A 13,587-nucleotide genomic window follows, 5' to 3' on the forward strand; every position below is an offset into this window, starting at 1 on the left:
GATGGCGGGGTGAGTACCAACCCCACCGCCACCGCTTCCGCACCGGACCTCGACCAGCGTCCCGCCGTCACCGTCCTCACCAGCTTCTCCGCAGCGGCCGCCGCCGCCGTCGCGCGGCAGTTGCTGAACGCCGACGAACGGCTGCTCGTCGTCAGCCACGACATCAGCGCGATCCGCTCCGGGCGGGTGCGCCGCACCGTACGCGGTGCCGACGGGCTGATCGAGGACACCGCCGTGGAACTCGTACACGGCTGTGTGTCGTGCACGCTGCGCGAGGACGTCCTGCCGACCCTGGCCCGCCTGGCCGGCCAGCATCCGGCACTCGGGATCGTGCTGGTGCTGCCCACCGTGGTGGAGCCCGAGGCGGTCGCGGCCGCGTGCGCGCACTGCCTGGTCGACGGAGCGCCGGTGACCGACGTGGTGCGGTTCGACTCGTACGTCACCGTGGTCGACGCCGACTCCCTGCTCGACGATCTGGCCAGCACCGACGACCTGCGCGACCGGCGGTTGCACGCCGCCGCCGACGACCACCGGGCCGTCGCCGAGGTGGTGGTCCGCCAGATCGAGTACGCCGACACGGTGGTGTTGTGGGGACACTCCGACGAGCCCTTCGAACGGGCGCGGCTGTCCGCTCTGCTGCACCGGCTCGCGCCGTGGGCCCGGCACCTGAAGATCAGCACGAAGAACGACCCGGGACAGCACGACACCAGACAGCACGGCGATTCGGCGACCGCGTTGCTGCGCACCGGCCGCCACGACCCGGACGCGCCGGGCCTGCTCGGTCGCGCCCTGGAAGGCTTCCCGATCGCCGTCCACGCTCCGGACAGCGACTGCGGCGTGGTGTCGGTGCTGTTCGAGACCCGCCGCCCGTTCCACCCCCAACGGCTGTACGACGCGTTGGAGGACCTCACCGAGGACCTGCTCCGGGGGCGGGGGCAGTTGTGGATCGCCAGCCAGCCCGACGCGGTGGTGGGGTTCGAGTTCGCCGGCGGCGGCGTCTCGATGGGCAGCCTCGGCTACTGGCTGGCGGCGCTGCCGGTGGACCGGTGGGGCGAGGCCAGCGACTACCGTCGCATCGCCGCAGACCTGAACTGGGATCCCTACTACGGTGACCGCCGTACGGCGCTGGCATTCGTCGGCCTGCGAGTCGACGCGACGGCGCTCACCGACCTGTTGACCGCGTGTCTGCTCACCGACGACGAGATCGCCCACGGATTCGACGGCTGGCGGGACCTGCCGGACCCGTTCGCCGGCTGCTTCCCGCTCGACGACGACACCGCACCGGCGCACTCCGCGACGGCCGAACCGGCGTGAATCCCACTCCAGCCGACTCCCCCTCGTCACCGGCCGCCCGCCGCGTCGAGCAGGGCCCGGGTGACCTCGTGTCGCGGTGAGCCGAGCACCGCCGGGGTCGGGCCGGACTCCACCACGGCGCCGGCGTCGAGCACCACGACATCGTCGGTCCACCCGGCCACCGCGGCCAGGTCGTGGGTGATCAGCACCACCGCGAGCCCGAGATCACGACGCAACTCGGCGAGCAGCGCCAGCACCGTACCGGCCGTCGCGACGTCGAGCGCGGACGTCACCTCGTCACAGATCAACACCCGGGGCCGGCAGGCCAGCGCCCGTGCGAGGTTGACCCGCTGACGCTCCCCACCCGACAGTGCACCCGGTCGTCGATGGGCCGCGCCGGCCGGCAGATGCACCCGGTCCAGCAGCTCGGCCGCCGCCGCCCGGGCCGCGTGCGGGTCGAGGCCCCGCAACTGCCGCAGCGGACGCAGCAGGGCGTGGCCGACGGTTTCCCGGGGGTTCAGTGCGCCCGCGCTGTCCTGGGCCACCAGCTGCAGGTCGCGGCGTTGGGCAGGACCGCGTCGCCGGGTGGTCGGCGGCAGCAGCACACCGTCGAGCCGGACGGCACCGTCGTAGGGGTGCAACCCGACCAGGCATCGCGCGAGCGTCGACTTGCCGGCACCCGAGGGTCCGACGACGGCGAGGCAACCCCCACCCGCGACGTCGAGATCCACCTGGGCGAGCGCCGTACGCCGGCCGTGCCGGGTGCCCAACCCCCGTACCGCGAGCACCGGGTCGGCCGGCCCAGTCGCGCGGCCGGACCCGGTCGGCGCGGGCGCGGCGAGCACCCGGTCGGGCAGTCCGGTGACCGCCGGGCGACCGGCGTCCAGGACGATCACCTCGTCGCTGACCGCCCGCACCAGGTCCGGGTCGTGGCTGATCAGCAAAGTGGCGCGGTGCCCGGTCAACGAGCTGATCAGGTCCCGTACGCCACGGGCCAGGACCGGGTCGAGGCCGGCGGTCGGCTCGTCGAGGACGAGCAGGTCCGGGTCGGCCGCCAGAGCGATGGCGAACGCGACACGCTGCGCCTGACCGCCCGAGATCTGATGCGGGTACCGGCGCAGGAACTCCCGGTCGGCGGGCAGCCGTACGGTCGCCAGCAAGTCGGCCACGGTCGTGCCGCCCCGGACCCCGTCGCGCCGTGCGGCACCCGCGACGGCCTCGCCGAGCTGGCTGACGAGCCGTCGGGACGGGTTCAACGTGGCGGCGGCGTCCTGCGGCAGGTAGGCGACGTGGCGATGGCGTACCGCCGCCGCACCGGCCGAGGTGAACGGATCGCAGCGGGCGACCCGGACGGTACCGGCCCGCAGCGCCAGTCCGGGCCGGACGTGTCCCAGCAGTGTCAATGCCGTCGTACTCTTGCCCGATCCGGACCGCCCCATCATTGCCACCACCTGACCGGCCGCGATCCGTAGCCGTACACCGTCTACTGTGGGCGGCCCACCGTCGACCGGGCCGACGACGAGGCCGTCGATCTCCGCGAGCCGGCGATCGCCGCTCACCGGTCGGCCCACCGGGCGGCGAGGTCGTCGGCGAGCAGGTTCACCGACACGGTGAAAAGCACCAGCAGCAGCGCCGGCAGCAGCACCGGCCAGATCGTCAGGCCGATCCCGGACGCGTTCTCACTGACCATCCGGCCCCAGTTCGGGGTGGGCGGACCCGCGCCGAGACCCAGAAAACCGGCGGTGGCGGTCAGATGCACGGCGGCCGAGAACCGGATGCCGGCCTCGGCAAGCATGGTGCCGGCGATGTTCGGCACGAGATCGTGCCGGATGATCCGCCACCGGCTGTCCCCCCGTGCCCGCGCGGTGTCGACGAACCCGCGCACCGCGACCTGCCGGGTCGCCGCGCGCACGACCCGTACCGAGAACGGCAGGCTGACCAGGGCCACCCCGACGAGCACCGCGCTGTCGCTGCCCGGAAAGCCCGCCGCCAGGACCAGCAGCACCAGCAGGCCGGGCACGACCGCGACGACGTCCACCACCCGGACGACCAGTTCACCGATCCGTCGGTCGATCAGTCCGGCGAACACGCCGAGCAGCGCCCCGCACAGGCTGGCGAGGGCGGTCGCGCCGACGGCGAGAAGCACCACGGCGCGGCCGCCGTGCAGCAGCCGGCTCAGGACGTCGCGACCGACCGCGTCGGTGCCGGCCGGATGTGCGCCGCTCGGGGCGTCGAAAGGCAGTCCCACCGGAGCCGTCGGCGACCCGGTGGCCAACAGCGGGCCGGCCAACGCGACCAGCACCACGCCGGCGGCGGTGGCCCCGGCGAGCAGCAGGGTCACCCGAGAGTGGGCCACCCGCCCGACCGCCATCGCCGGCACGACACCGCTCATGACCGCCCCCGTACCGCCGGAGTCAGCGCGAGCTGGGCGAGGTCGCCGATCAGCAGCAGGGCCAGCGCGGTGGCGCAGGTCGCCAGGGCGAGCCCCTGCACCATCGGCACATCCCGGTTGGCCACCGCTTGCTGGAGTTCGTAGCCGATCCCGGGATAGTTGAACAGGGTCTCGACGACCACCGCGCCACCGATCAGACCGGCGAACATGACCGCGGTCACCTGCACGGCGGGCGCCACCGCGTTCGGCAGCACGTGTCGCACGGCGAGCCGCAGCCCGGTCACCCCCCGCAGCCGGGCCGCTTCGACGTACGGCGCGGCCGCGATCTCCGCGACCGAGGCCCGCAGCAGTCGGGCGGCGGCCGCCAGGGCCGCGACCGACAGCGCGGCGACCGGCAGCACCAGGATCCCGGGCTGGTCCCAGGGCCGGCCGCCGAGCGGCACCAACGACACCTCGGGCAGCAGACCGAGGCCGGCGGCGAAGACCGCCACCAGCAGCGCCGCGACGAGGAACTCGGGGACACCGACCGCGACCAGGGTCGCGGTGCTGACCAGCCGGTCCGTCCGTCGGCCGGCCCGCATGCCCGCGACCAGGCCGATCGCGACGGCCAGCGGGACCGCCAGCGCCATCGCCAGAGTGGTCAGCAACAGGCTGTTCGGCAGCCGGTCCACCAGCACCTCGGTCACCTCGCGGCGGCCGACGTACCCGGTGCCCAGGTCGCCGCGCAGCGCGGCAGCCGCCCAGTCGGCGTACCGGCGTACCGGATGCGCGTCGAGGCCGAGTTCCCGGCGGAGTTGTTCCCGCTCGGACACGGTGGCGTCGGCACCGGCGACGACACTGACCGCGTCGCCCGGCAGTACCTCGGTCACGGTGAAGATCAACACCGACAGTACGGCGAGGACCAGCACCGCGGCGGCGGTACGCCGGGCGACGAGCGCGGCGACCCGGAGCAGATTCACGCCAGGTATGCCTGCTCGAAGCTGCTGAACGGTTCGTCCCGCACGCCGTACACGGCGGTGGTGTGACCGTTGATCGACGGCGCGAAGACCGGGATGACCTGGTTGCCTTCCTCCCAGATCAGCCGCTGGGCCTGCACCGCCGCCTCCCGACGCTGGTCGGGGTCGACGGCCCCCCGGGCCTGGCTGACGAGCTCGTCGATGTCCGGACGGTCGAAGCCGAAGGTGGCCGGCGAGCCGGCCGTGCGGGTCGCGGCGTAGCTGGACAGCGGCGGCACCGGCGGGGTGTAGCTGGCGGCGAACGGCAGCTGGACGTAGGCCGCGAAGTCGGAGAACAGCTGCCCGGTGGGCCGCTGGTCGAGGGTGGCGTCGATGCCGACCGCCTTGAGATTCTCGACGACGACCGTCGCGGTCTCGGCCATGCCCGCCACCTCCGGCGCGGTGGTGACCGCGACCGCGATGGTGCCAGCACCGGCCTCGGCGAGCAGTGTCCTGGCCCGGTCCGGGTCGTACGGCCGCTGTTCGATCTCGTCGGCGTAGTCGCCGAACCCGAGGGACGGCAGGTCGTTGCCGACGAAGGCCCGGCCGAAGAAGACGTTGCGGACGATGGCCTCGCGGTCGATCGCGTACTTGACCGCCTGCCGGACCCGCACGTCGGCGAACGGTGCGAACGCCAGGTTGAGCCCGAAGGACAGCGACGTGGCGTACGGCAGGTCGGACACGGCCACCGCGAACCGTTCGTCTCCCTCCACGGTGCGGGCGGCCACCGGCCCGATGTCGCTGACGAAGTCGACCTGGCCGCCGGTGAGGGCGTTGACCCGGGCGGTCGCGTCCGGGATGGTCCGCAGCTCGAGCCCGTCCAGGTACGGCCCGCCGCCGAGGGCCAGTCCGTAGTAGGCGTCGTGTCGGGTGAAGGCGGCGCCCTGACCGGGTTCGAACTCGGTCAGGGTGAACGGTCCGCAGGTGGGCATGTCCGGGGTGAACTCGGTGGTGCCGTCCTTGAAGACCAGGGTGCTCTGGCAGAGCACGAGCCGGCCGTCGGCGATCGGACGCAGCGTCGGCAGGACGAGGGTCAGGTCGTCGTCGACCCGCGCGGCGGCCAGATCGAAGTTCTGCGACGGCGGCTTGAGGAACGGCAGCGATCCGAGGGTGACCGGGGCGTTGAGCGAGTAGAGCACGTCGCGGGCGGTCAGGGTGGAGCCGTCGGTGAAGGTGACACCGGGCCGGACCTTAACGGTGTACGTACCCAGATCGTCGCTGACGTCGATGCGCTCCAGGACGCCGTACCGGACGCCGTGCTCGGCGGTAGGGTCGAGCACGCCGAGCGCGCCGTGCATGCAGCGTGCCCGGACGTAGTCCAGACCTGTCGGTCCGAAGAGGTAGTTGAGCGTTTCTGCCGCGCCGCCGCCGACGAAAGCGGCCCGCAGGGTCCCGCCGGATGTGGGCGCGGGGGTGCCGGGCCCCGATCCGGAGGGGGCGGGGTCATCGTTCGAACAGGCCGCGAGGATGGGCGCGCTGGCGACAGCGGCCAAGGACATCGCGCCGGCCCGCAGCAGCGTGCGCCGGTCGAAAGTGTGCGCCAAGGGAGGCTCCTCGGTGTGGAGTCGAGCACAGTGTGCGAGGAAGATCCCCCGCAACCGCCAGCATCACCGAGATGAAAACCATTGTCAACTAATCGCCTTCGGTCGACCACCGCAACGCACCCGACGGACAGAGCGCGACCACCTCACGAAGCTCGTCGTCACTGGACCGGTCAACCTCACCACCCCGCCACACCACGACCCCGGTCTGCGAATCCTGATCGAACAGTCCCGGTGCGAGCCGGGCGCAGTGACCCGCCCCGACACACCGTTGCGCGTCCACGAGAAGGTCCTTCACGCCCGCATCACCCCTCCACCATCTACGTTCTCCTGGCCGCCCCGCCCCCACCCGGAGCCCACGCACGACTCACGTGCCGTCTTGAGCGAGACGGCCGCGCCGCAGACCGGGTTCGGCGGCGAGACCGAGGACGCGCTGTCGAAAATGGTTCTCATGTTAGCAACGCCTGACCGACGCGACCACCGGCAGCGCGAACCTCACTTCGCCAACTCCCGGACTCCGCCGGGCGACGAACGGCGCGAGTCACGCCAACCAGGCCGGCGGCAAGACCGACCGGGAGACGGCAGCCATCTCGTCGGCGAAGAACCGCCCTGGTGTTGGACCCCACGGCGGAGTCACCCGCCATCGGTCGAGCGGACGCAGCGGTCGGGCGTTGGCGATGCCGCAATGCCGCGATGCGGCGATGCGGCGATGCGGCGATGCGGCGATGCGGCCGATGCTGGTTGCGGTCGGCGTGGTTGGTCAGCCCTGGTGGCGGGGCCTGCCCTTGAGTCGACGGCTGAACTCCCGGGCGATCTCCCGGTTCGCCTCCCGCTCGGCGATGGCCTGCCGCTTGTCGAATCCGCGCCGGCCCTTCGCCAGGCCGAGTTCGACCTTCGCCCAACCGTTCTCGAAGTACAGCGACAGCGGTACGAGCGTCAGACCGCCCTCCCGGAGACGTTCCAGGATCCGATCGATCTCCACCCGACGCAGGAGCAGCTTCCGGGTACGCCGGGGCTGGTGGTTCGTCCAACTCCCGAAGCCATACTCGGCGATGTGCAGCCCGTGCAGCATGATCTCGCGGTCCCCTTGCTGCGCGAAGGCGTCCACCAGCGACACCCGACCGGCCCGCAGCGACTTCACCTCGGTGCCGACCAGGACTATCCCCGCCTCGTAGGTGCGCAGGATCTGGTAGTCGTGCCGCGCCCTCTTGTTGGTGGCCACCAGCAGGTGACCGCTTTCGCCGGATCTCCCCATGGAACCATCACCTCGCCACGGCGCCTCCCCACAAGGGTATCGGGGCGCGGCGGGAAGCGGGCTCGACGCAAGAGTCCGGACCCGGGTACGCATCGAAGTCCGGCTCACTCACAGCACCCGCCTCCACCACTCGTCCAGGTCCGCGCCACCCAAGGCGCGCTCCGGCGCCCACACACACAGGCCGTACCCGCACCGCGGCCCAAAGTCAACGTCCCGCGCGGAGCATCAGGCTCAGTCCGAATCCCTTCCTTCCTCTCCCTGTTCGGGTGGGTTCCTATTCGGGCGGGTCGAGGTCGTAGGCGGCGAGGATGGCCTCGGCCAGGGCGGGTTCCTGGTGGGGCAGCAGGTAACCGAGGTGCCGGCCCAGGGCGCTCTTGGGGATGGTGACGACGTTGTCGCAGCTGACCACGCTGTTGCGGTCGAGCCCGTTGGCCGGGCCGACGGGGACTTCGGTGGACAGGCCGCGAATGATGCTGGTGATGGGCGCGACGGTGAGCCGGGCAAGGTAGGGGCGTACCGCTTCGCGCGTCAGGACGAGTACGGGCCGGGTCTTGTCGAGGTGGGCGAGGTGGACCGGTCGCATCAGTCCAGGTCTTCGATCGGGACTGCGGCGGCGTGCTCGGCGAGGCGGTCCAGATCCGCATCGGGTTCGACGCGGGCGAGGATCGCGGCGTCGCGGGCGGCGGCGGTCTGCCGTCGCTCTCGACGCAGCGCTCGGGCCACGACGGCGGCCCTGCTGGGTGCGTCGCCATGGCGGACCAGCTCGTCAACGAACTCGACGAGATCGTCCGGCAGGCGTACGGCGATCTGGGTACTCATGCCGTCGATGGTACCGGATCGATACCTGTTCGAATACCGGATTGGGACCTCTCCCTACTTCGCGGGTGTCTGTCGGGCCTGCCTATCCGGGCACCCTCGACGGTCGGTCCAGCCGACTTGAGTTGCTGCGGCCGGGGGTGGTGTTCGCGTACGTGTTCGAACTGGGCGAGGACTGGACCCACGCCTGCACGACTCTCACCGCCGTGGACACCGTCCCGGCCCACCGCGAGCGCCGCAGGTGGTACGGGACATGAACCGTGACGCCCGGGATCGCCCGGTCGAGGGCGGCGTGAAGGGGGCGTTAAAAAGCGCCGGTCCGCCGTGATGGTCGCGTGATGGCCCCTGTCATTGCGGGCCTGGCTGGCGTTGTGATTGCTCGGCGCGGCCGGAAGGCGGCCCGTGGCAAGCCGGTACGGCGATTCGAGGAGTCAGGCGTGTCTGACGTGGTGTTCGTGGTGTTGACGCTGGCGCTGTTCGCAGTGCTCGCGCTCGTGGTGAGGGGTGTGGAGAAGCTGTGAACGTGGTCAACGCCGTCGGTCTGGTGCTGGCGACCGGGCTGGCCGTGTTTCTGGTGGTCGCCCTGCTGTTCCCGGAGCGTTTCTGATGACCGTGACAACAGCGGGTGCGCTGTTCATCCTCTCGCTGGCGGTGGCGCTGGTCGCCGTGCACCGGCCGTTCGGCGACTACCTGTACCGGGTGGTCTCCGGCACCCGGCACTCCCGTGTCGAGCGGGGCGTCTATCGTCTGGTCGGCGTCGATCCGGTGGCCGAACAGTCCTGGGCCGTGTACGGCCGCAGTCTGCTGGCGTTCTCGGCCGTCTCGATCCTGTTCCTGTACGGGTTCATGCGGCTGCAGAACCACCTGTGGCTGTCGCTCGGCTTCGACCCGGTGATGACCCACGGCGCGTGGAACACGGCGGTGTCGTTCGTGACCAACACGAACTGGCAGTGGTACTCGGGTGAGTCGACCATGGGTCACCTGGTGCAGATGGCCGGCCTGGCGGTGCAGAACTTCGCCTCGGCCGCCGTCGGCATCGCGGTCGCGGTCGCGCTGGTCCGCGGGTTCGCCCGCAGCCGTACGGGCGGGTTGGGCAATTTCTGGGTGGACCTGACCCGGATCTTGCTGCGGGTCCTGCTGCCGATCTCGGTCCTCGCCGCGATCGTGCTGATGATCGGCGGCGCGGTGCAGAACCTGTCCGCCGGCACCGAGGTCACCACGCTGACCGGTGGCGGCCAGACCATCACCGGCGGGCCGGTGGCCAGTCAGGAGGCGATCAAGGACCTCGGCACCAACGGTGGTGGCTTCTACAACGTCAACAGCGCCCACCCGTTCGAGAACCCGACCGCCTGGACGAACTGGTTCGAGATATTCCTGCTGCTGGTGATCCCGTTCACCCTGTCCCGGGTCTTCGGTCGGATGGTCGGGCAGAACCGGCAGGGCTACGCGATCGCGGCGGTGATGGCGATCCTGGCGATCTCGAGCATCGCCCTGACCAACGTGTTCGAGCTAGCCGGCGACGGCACGGTGCCGCAATCGGTGGGCGCCGCGTTGGAGGGCAAGGAGGTCCGGTTCGACGTGTCGAACTCGGCCATGTTCGCGTCATCGACGACGCTGACCTCGACCGGCTCGGTGGACTCGTTCCACGACTCGTACACGGCGCTCGGTGGCGGGATGTTGCTGGTCAACATGATGCTCGGTGAGGTGGCGCCTGGTGGGGTCGGTGCCGGTCTCTACGGCATGCTGATCCTGGCCGTGATCACCGTGTTCGTCGCCGGCCTGATGGTCGGCCGCACCCCGGAGTACGTGGGCAAGAAGATCGGTTCGCGGGAGATCAAGCTCGCGTCGCTGTACTTCCTGGTGACCCCGGCTCTGGTGCTGATCGGCACGGCGGCGGCGTTCGCCACTGGCAACGACTCCACCGCGCTGAACACCGGCCCGCACGCCCTGTCCGAGGTTCTGTACGCGTTCACCTCGGCGAGCAACAACAACGGGTCGGCGTTCGCCGGCCTGACCGTGAGCACGCCGTGGTGGAACACCGCGCTGGGCCTGTGCATGCTGCTCGGCCGGTTCCTGCCGATCATCCTCGTGCTCGCCCTGGCCGGCTCGCTCGCTCGACAACAACCGACGCCCGTCTCCGCAGGCACCCTGCCGACCGACCGGCCGCTGTTCGTCGGGATGGTCGTGGGCGTGACGGTGATCCTGGTCGCGCTGACCTTCCTGCCGGCTCTCGCGCTCGGCCCGCTGGCGGAAGGGCTGTGACCGTCATGAGGGAGAAGGACATGCTCGATCCGCGACAGCTGATCCGGTCCCTGCCGGACGCGCTGCGCAAGCTCGACCCCCGTACGTTGTGGCGCAACCCGGTGATGCTGATCGTCGAGATCGGCGCGGCCTTCACCACCGTTCTCGCCGTCGCGGCCCCGTCGGTGTTCGCGTGGGCCATCACCGTCTGGCTCTGGCTTACCGTGCTCTTCGCCAACCTCGCCGAGGCCGTCGCCGAGGGCCGGGGCAAGGCGCAGGCCGCAGCCCTGCGCAAGGCAAAGACGGACACCGTCGCCACCCGGCTGCTCGGCTGGACGCCCGGCGCGCGGGCCGACGCCTACCAGGAGGAGGCCGTCCCGGCACCCGGACTGAGGCAGGGCGACATCGTTCTGGTGGAGGCCGGCGGCGTCATCCCCGGTGACGGGGACGTGGTCGAGGGCATCGCCAGCGTCGACGAGTCGGCCATCACCGGCGAGTCCGCGCCGGTGATCCGGGAGTCCGGCGGTGACCGCAGCGCGGTCACCGGCGGCACGAAGGTGCTCTCCGACCGGATCGTCGTGAAGATCACCCAGAAGCCGGGGGAAAGCTTCATCGACCGGATGATCGGTCTGGTCGAAGGCGCGAACCGGCAGAAGACACCGAACGAGATCGCGCTCAACATTCTGCTCGCCGCGCTCACGATCATCTTCCTGCTGGCCGTGGTCACCCTCCAGCCGCTGGCGATCTTCTCCAAGGCGTACCAGGCAGCCGCGCCGGACACCGGCGCGATCACCGACAGCGGAGTCACCGGTGTGGTGCTCGTGTCGCTGCTGGTCTGCCTGATCCCCACCACCATCGGTGCGCTGTTGTCGGCGATCGGCATCGCCGGGATGGACCGTCTGGTGCAGCGCAACGTGCTCGCCATGAGCGGGCGGGCGGTGGAGGCCGCCGGCGACGTCAACACGCTGTTGTTGGACAAGACCGGAACGATCACGCTGGGCAACCGGCAGGCTGCCGAATTTCTCCCGGTCGAGGACGTCACCGCAGACCGGGTGGCCGACGCCGCCCAGTTGTCCAGCCTCGCCGACGAGACCCCCGAGGGCCGGTCGGTCGTGGTGCTCGCCAAGAACGGATTCGGCCTGCGGGAGCGCGAGCCGGGCCTGATGCCGCACGCCGTCTTCGTGCCGTTCACCGCGCAGACCCGGATGAGCGGCGTCGACCTGACCCCGGACGCGGCTGTCGACGGCGGCACGGCCGGGCAGGTGCGACGGATCCGCAAGGGCGCCGCCGCCGCCGTGATGAAGTGGGTACGCGAGAACGGCGGCCACCCGACCGAGCAGGTCGGCCAGATCGTCGACGAGATCAGCGGCATCGGCGGCACCCCGCTCGTCGTCGCCGAGCACCTCGATGGTCGACCGGCCCGCGCCCTCGGTGTCATTCATCTCAAGGACGTGGTCAAGGCCGGCATGCGGGAACGCTTCGACGAGATGCGCCGGATGGGCATCCGCACCGTGATGATCACCGGTGACAATCCGCGTACCGCCCGGGCGATCGCGGACGAGGCGGGGGTGGACGACTTCCTCGCCGAGGCCACCCCGGAGGACAAGCTCGCGCTGATCCGCAAGGAGCAGGAAGGCGGCCGGCTGGTCGCGATGACCGGCGACGGCACCAACGACGCTCCCGCGTTGGCGCAGGCCGACGTCGGTGTCGCCATGAACACCGGTACGTCGGCCGCGAAGGAGGCCGGCAACATGGTCGACCTCGACTCCGACCCGACGAAGCTGATCGAGATCGTGCAGATCGGCAAGCAGTTGCTGATCACGCGCGGCGCGTTGACGACCTTTTCGATCGCCAACGACATCGCGAAGTATTTCGCGATCATCCCGGCCATGTTCGCCGGCATCTACCCGAGCCTGGACGCGCTGAACGTCATGCGGCTGTCCAGCCCGGAGTCGGCGATCCTGGCCGCGGTGATCTTCAACGCGGTCGTCATCGTCGCGCTGATCCCGTTGGCGCTACGCGGCGTGCGCTACCGGCCGGCCGCCGCGTCACGGCTGCTGCGCCGCAATCTGCTGATCTACGGCCTCGGCGGCGTCGTCGTGCCGTTCATCGGCATCAAGCTCATCGACCTGCTCATCCAGCTCATTCCAGGGATCTCGTGATGCGCCTACCTACCTGGCTCGCCCTGCACCTGGCCGCGCTGCGCGCCCTGCTCGTCTTCACCGTGCTGCTCGGTCTGGCCTACCCGCTAGCCATGGTCGTCGTCGGCCGGTTTCCCGGCCTGGCGAGCCGGACCGACGGTTCGATCATCGAGGTCGACGAACGGCCCGTGGGCAGCGCCCTGATCGGGCAGACGTTCACCGACGCGGACGGCGACCCCGTCCCACGCTACTTCCAGTCCCGCCCCTCCTCGGCCGGCGACGGATACGACCTCACCTCCACCAGTGCCAGCAACCTGGGCCCGGAGGACATCGTCGACACCATCGCCGTCGACTCCGACGACACGACCCTGAGCCTGCTCACCCAGGTCTGCGCCCGCAGCGCAGCGGTCGGCGAGCTCGAGGGCGTCGACGGACGACGCCCGTACTGCACACTGGACGGAGTCGGGGCCGTACTGGCGGTGTTCCGCCGTGACGGCCTGTCCGGGCCGGTCGTTCGGGTAGTCAGCGTCAACCAGACCGCACCCGCCACCGCGTTCATCGCACGTTACGACGGCGTACCGGTGGAGCTGGCCGACCCGGGTGTGGACTACCGGGCGGCCGGGGCGACCATCGTGCCCATCCGGGGCGACGCTCCGGCCGAGCCGGCGGTGCCGGCCGACGCGGTCACCGCCAGCGCGAGCGGTCTCGACCCGCACATCAGCCCGGCGTACGCCGAGATCCAGGTCGACCGGGTGGCGCGCGAGCGGGGCGCGGACCCGAGCGAGGTCCGGCGCCTGGTCGAGGAGCACACCACCGGCCGGTCGCTCGGCTTCATGGGCTCGCCGGGGGTGAACGTGTTGCAGCTCAACCTCGCGTTGGACGAACAGCTTCCGGCACGCTGACCACGACGGCA

The 13,587-nt window shown here is 70.9% G+C and carries 15 protein-coding genes; 7 read left to right on the forward strand and 8 right to left on the reverse strand.

Annotated elements, in window-relative coordinates; translation table 11 throughout:
- The first annotated feature begins 9 nt into the window (after window positions 1-9).
- Window positions 10-1,314, forward strand: coding sequence for a GTP-binding protein (locus tag O7632_RS00645; protein WP_278110469.1), 1,305 nt, complete (start codon window positions 10-12; stop codon window positions 1,312-1,314).
- A 26-nt stretch (window positions 1,315-1,340) separates the two neighbouring features.
- Here the strand turns inward: O7632_RS00645 and O7632_RS00650 are convergent, their stop codons facing one another.
- From O7632_RS00650 to O7632_RS00685, 8 genes are all read right to left on the reverse strand, one after another.
- Window positions 1,341-2,852, reverse strand: coding sequence for an ATP-binding cassette domain-containing protein (locus O7632_RS00650; RefSeq protein WP_278110471.1), 1,512 nt, complete (start codon window positions 2,850-2,852; stop codon window positions 1,341-1,343).
- Complete coding sequence (locus tag O7632_RS00655; protein ID WP_278110472.1) at window positions 2,849-3,685, reverse strand: ABC transporter permease; 837 nt, start codon at window positions 3,683-3,685, stop codon at window positions 2,849-2,851. Before O7632_RS00655 ends, O7632_RS00650 begins: the two co-directional genes overlap by 4 nt.
- Window positions 3,682-4,644, reverse strand: a complete 963-nt coding sequence (locus O7632_RS00660) for an ABC transporter permease (protein WP_278110474.1) — start codon at window positions 4,642-4,644, stop codon at window positions 3,682-3,684. The genes O7632_RS00655 and O7632_RS00660 overlap by 4 nt, the downstream gene beginning before the upstream one ends.
- On the reverse strand, window positions 4,641-6,224 hold the full coding sequence (locus tag O7632_RS00665) for an ABC transporter substrate-binding protein (protein ID WP_278110477.1): 1,584 nt from the start codon (window positions 6,222-6,224) through the stop codon (window positions 4,641-4,643). The genes O7632_RS00660 and O7632_RS00665 overlap by 4 nt, the downstream gene beginning before the upstream one ends.
- A gap of 88 nt (window positions 6,225-6,312) precedes the next feature.
- A complete protein-coding gene (locus O7632_RS00670; RefSeq protein WP_278110479.1) occupies window positions 6,313-6,519 on the reverse strand; it encodes a ferredoxin in 207 nt (68 codons plus the stop codon).
- A 462-nt stretch (window positions 6,520-6,981) separates the two neighbouring features.
- Window positions 6,982-7,476: an SsrA-binding protein SmpB gene (gene smpB / locus O7632_RS00675; RefSeq protein WP_278110481.1), complete on the reverse strand. Its 495-nt coding sequence runs from the start codon at window positions 7,474-7,476 to the stop codon at window positions 6,982-6,984.
- 274 nt (window positions 7,477-7,750) lie between these two features.
- Complete coding sequence (locus O7632_RS00680) at window positions 7,751-8,059, reverse strand: type II toxin-antitoxin system PemK/MazF family toxin (RefSeq protein ID WP_278110483.1); 309 nt, start codon at window positions 8,057-8,059, stop codon at window positions 7,751-7,753.
- Window positions 8,059-8,295 carry a ribbon-helix-helix domain-containing protein gene (locus O7632_RS00685; RefSeq protein ID WP_278110485.1) on the reverse strand — a complete coding sequence of 79 codons (237 nt, stop codon included), beginning with the start codon at window positions 8,293-8,295 and terminating at the stop codon, window positions 8,059-8,061. The genes O7632_RS00680 and O7632_RS00685 overlap by 1 nt, the downstream gene beginning before the upstream one ends.
- 65 nt (window positions 8,296-8,360) lie before the next feature.
- On the opposite strand from O7632_RS00685, the gene O7632_RS00690 reads away from it, so the two are divergent.
- The 6 genes from O7632_RS00690 to O7632_RS00715 all read left to right on the forward strand — a co-directional run bounded on the left by O7632_RS00690 (window position 8,361) and on the right by O7632_RS00715 (window position 13,576).
- Window positions 8,361-8,549: a hypothetical protein gene (locus tag O7632_RS00690; protein ID WP_278110487.1), complete on the forward strand. Its 189-nt coding sequence runs from the start codon at window positions 8,361-8,363 to the stop codon at window positions 8,547-8,549.
- A gap of 81 nt (window positions 8,550-8,630) precedes the next feature.
- A complete protein-coding gene (locus tag O7632_RS00695) occupies window positions 8,631-8,813 on the forward strand; it encodes a hypothetical protein (protein ID WP_278110489.1) in 183 nt (60 codons plus the stop codon).
- Window positions 8,810-8,899 carry a K(+)-transporting ATPase subunit F gene (gene kdpF, locus O7632_RS00700; RefSeq protein WP_278110491.1) on the forward strand — a complete coding sequence of 30 codons (90 nt, stop codon included), beginning with the start codon at window positions 8,810-8,812 and terminating at the stop codon, window positions 8,897-8,899. Before O7632_RS00695 ends, kdpF begins: the two co-directional genes overlap by 4 nt.
- Window positions 8,899-10,554 carry a potassium-transporting ATPase subunit KdpA gene (gene kdpA / locus O7632_RS00705; protein WP_278110493.1) on the forward strand — a complete coding sequence of 552 codons (1,656 nt, stop codon included), beginning with the start codon at window positions 8,899-8,901 and terminating at the stop codon, window positions 10,552-10,554. Before kdpF ends, kdpA begins: the two co-directional genes overlap by 1 nt.
- A gap of 5 nt (window positions 10,555-10,559) precedes the next feature.
- The gene (kdpB, locus tag O7632_RS00710; protein WP_278119744.1) at window positions 10,560-12,695 is read left to right on the forward strand and encodes a potassium-transporting ATPase subunit KdpB; all 2,136 of its coding nucleotides are present in this window, start codon (window positions 10,560-10,562) and stop codon (window positions 12,693-12,695) included.
- Complete coding sequence (locus O7632_RS00715; protein ID WP_278110495.1) at window positions 12,695-13,576, forward strand: potassium-transporting ATPase subunit C; 882 nt, start codon at window positions 12,695-12,697, stop codon at window positions 13,574-13,576. Before kdpB ends, O7632_RS00715 begins: the two co-directional genes overlap by 1 nt.
- Window positions 13,577-13,587 lie beyond the last annotated feature (11 nt).

Source organism: Solwaraspora sp. WMMD406 (genome assembly GCF_029626025.1).
Taxonomy (GTDB): domain Bacteria; phylum Actinomycetota; class Actinomycetes; order Mycobacteriales; family Micromonosporaceae; genus Micromonospora_E.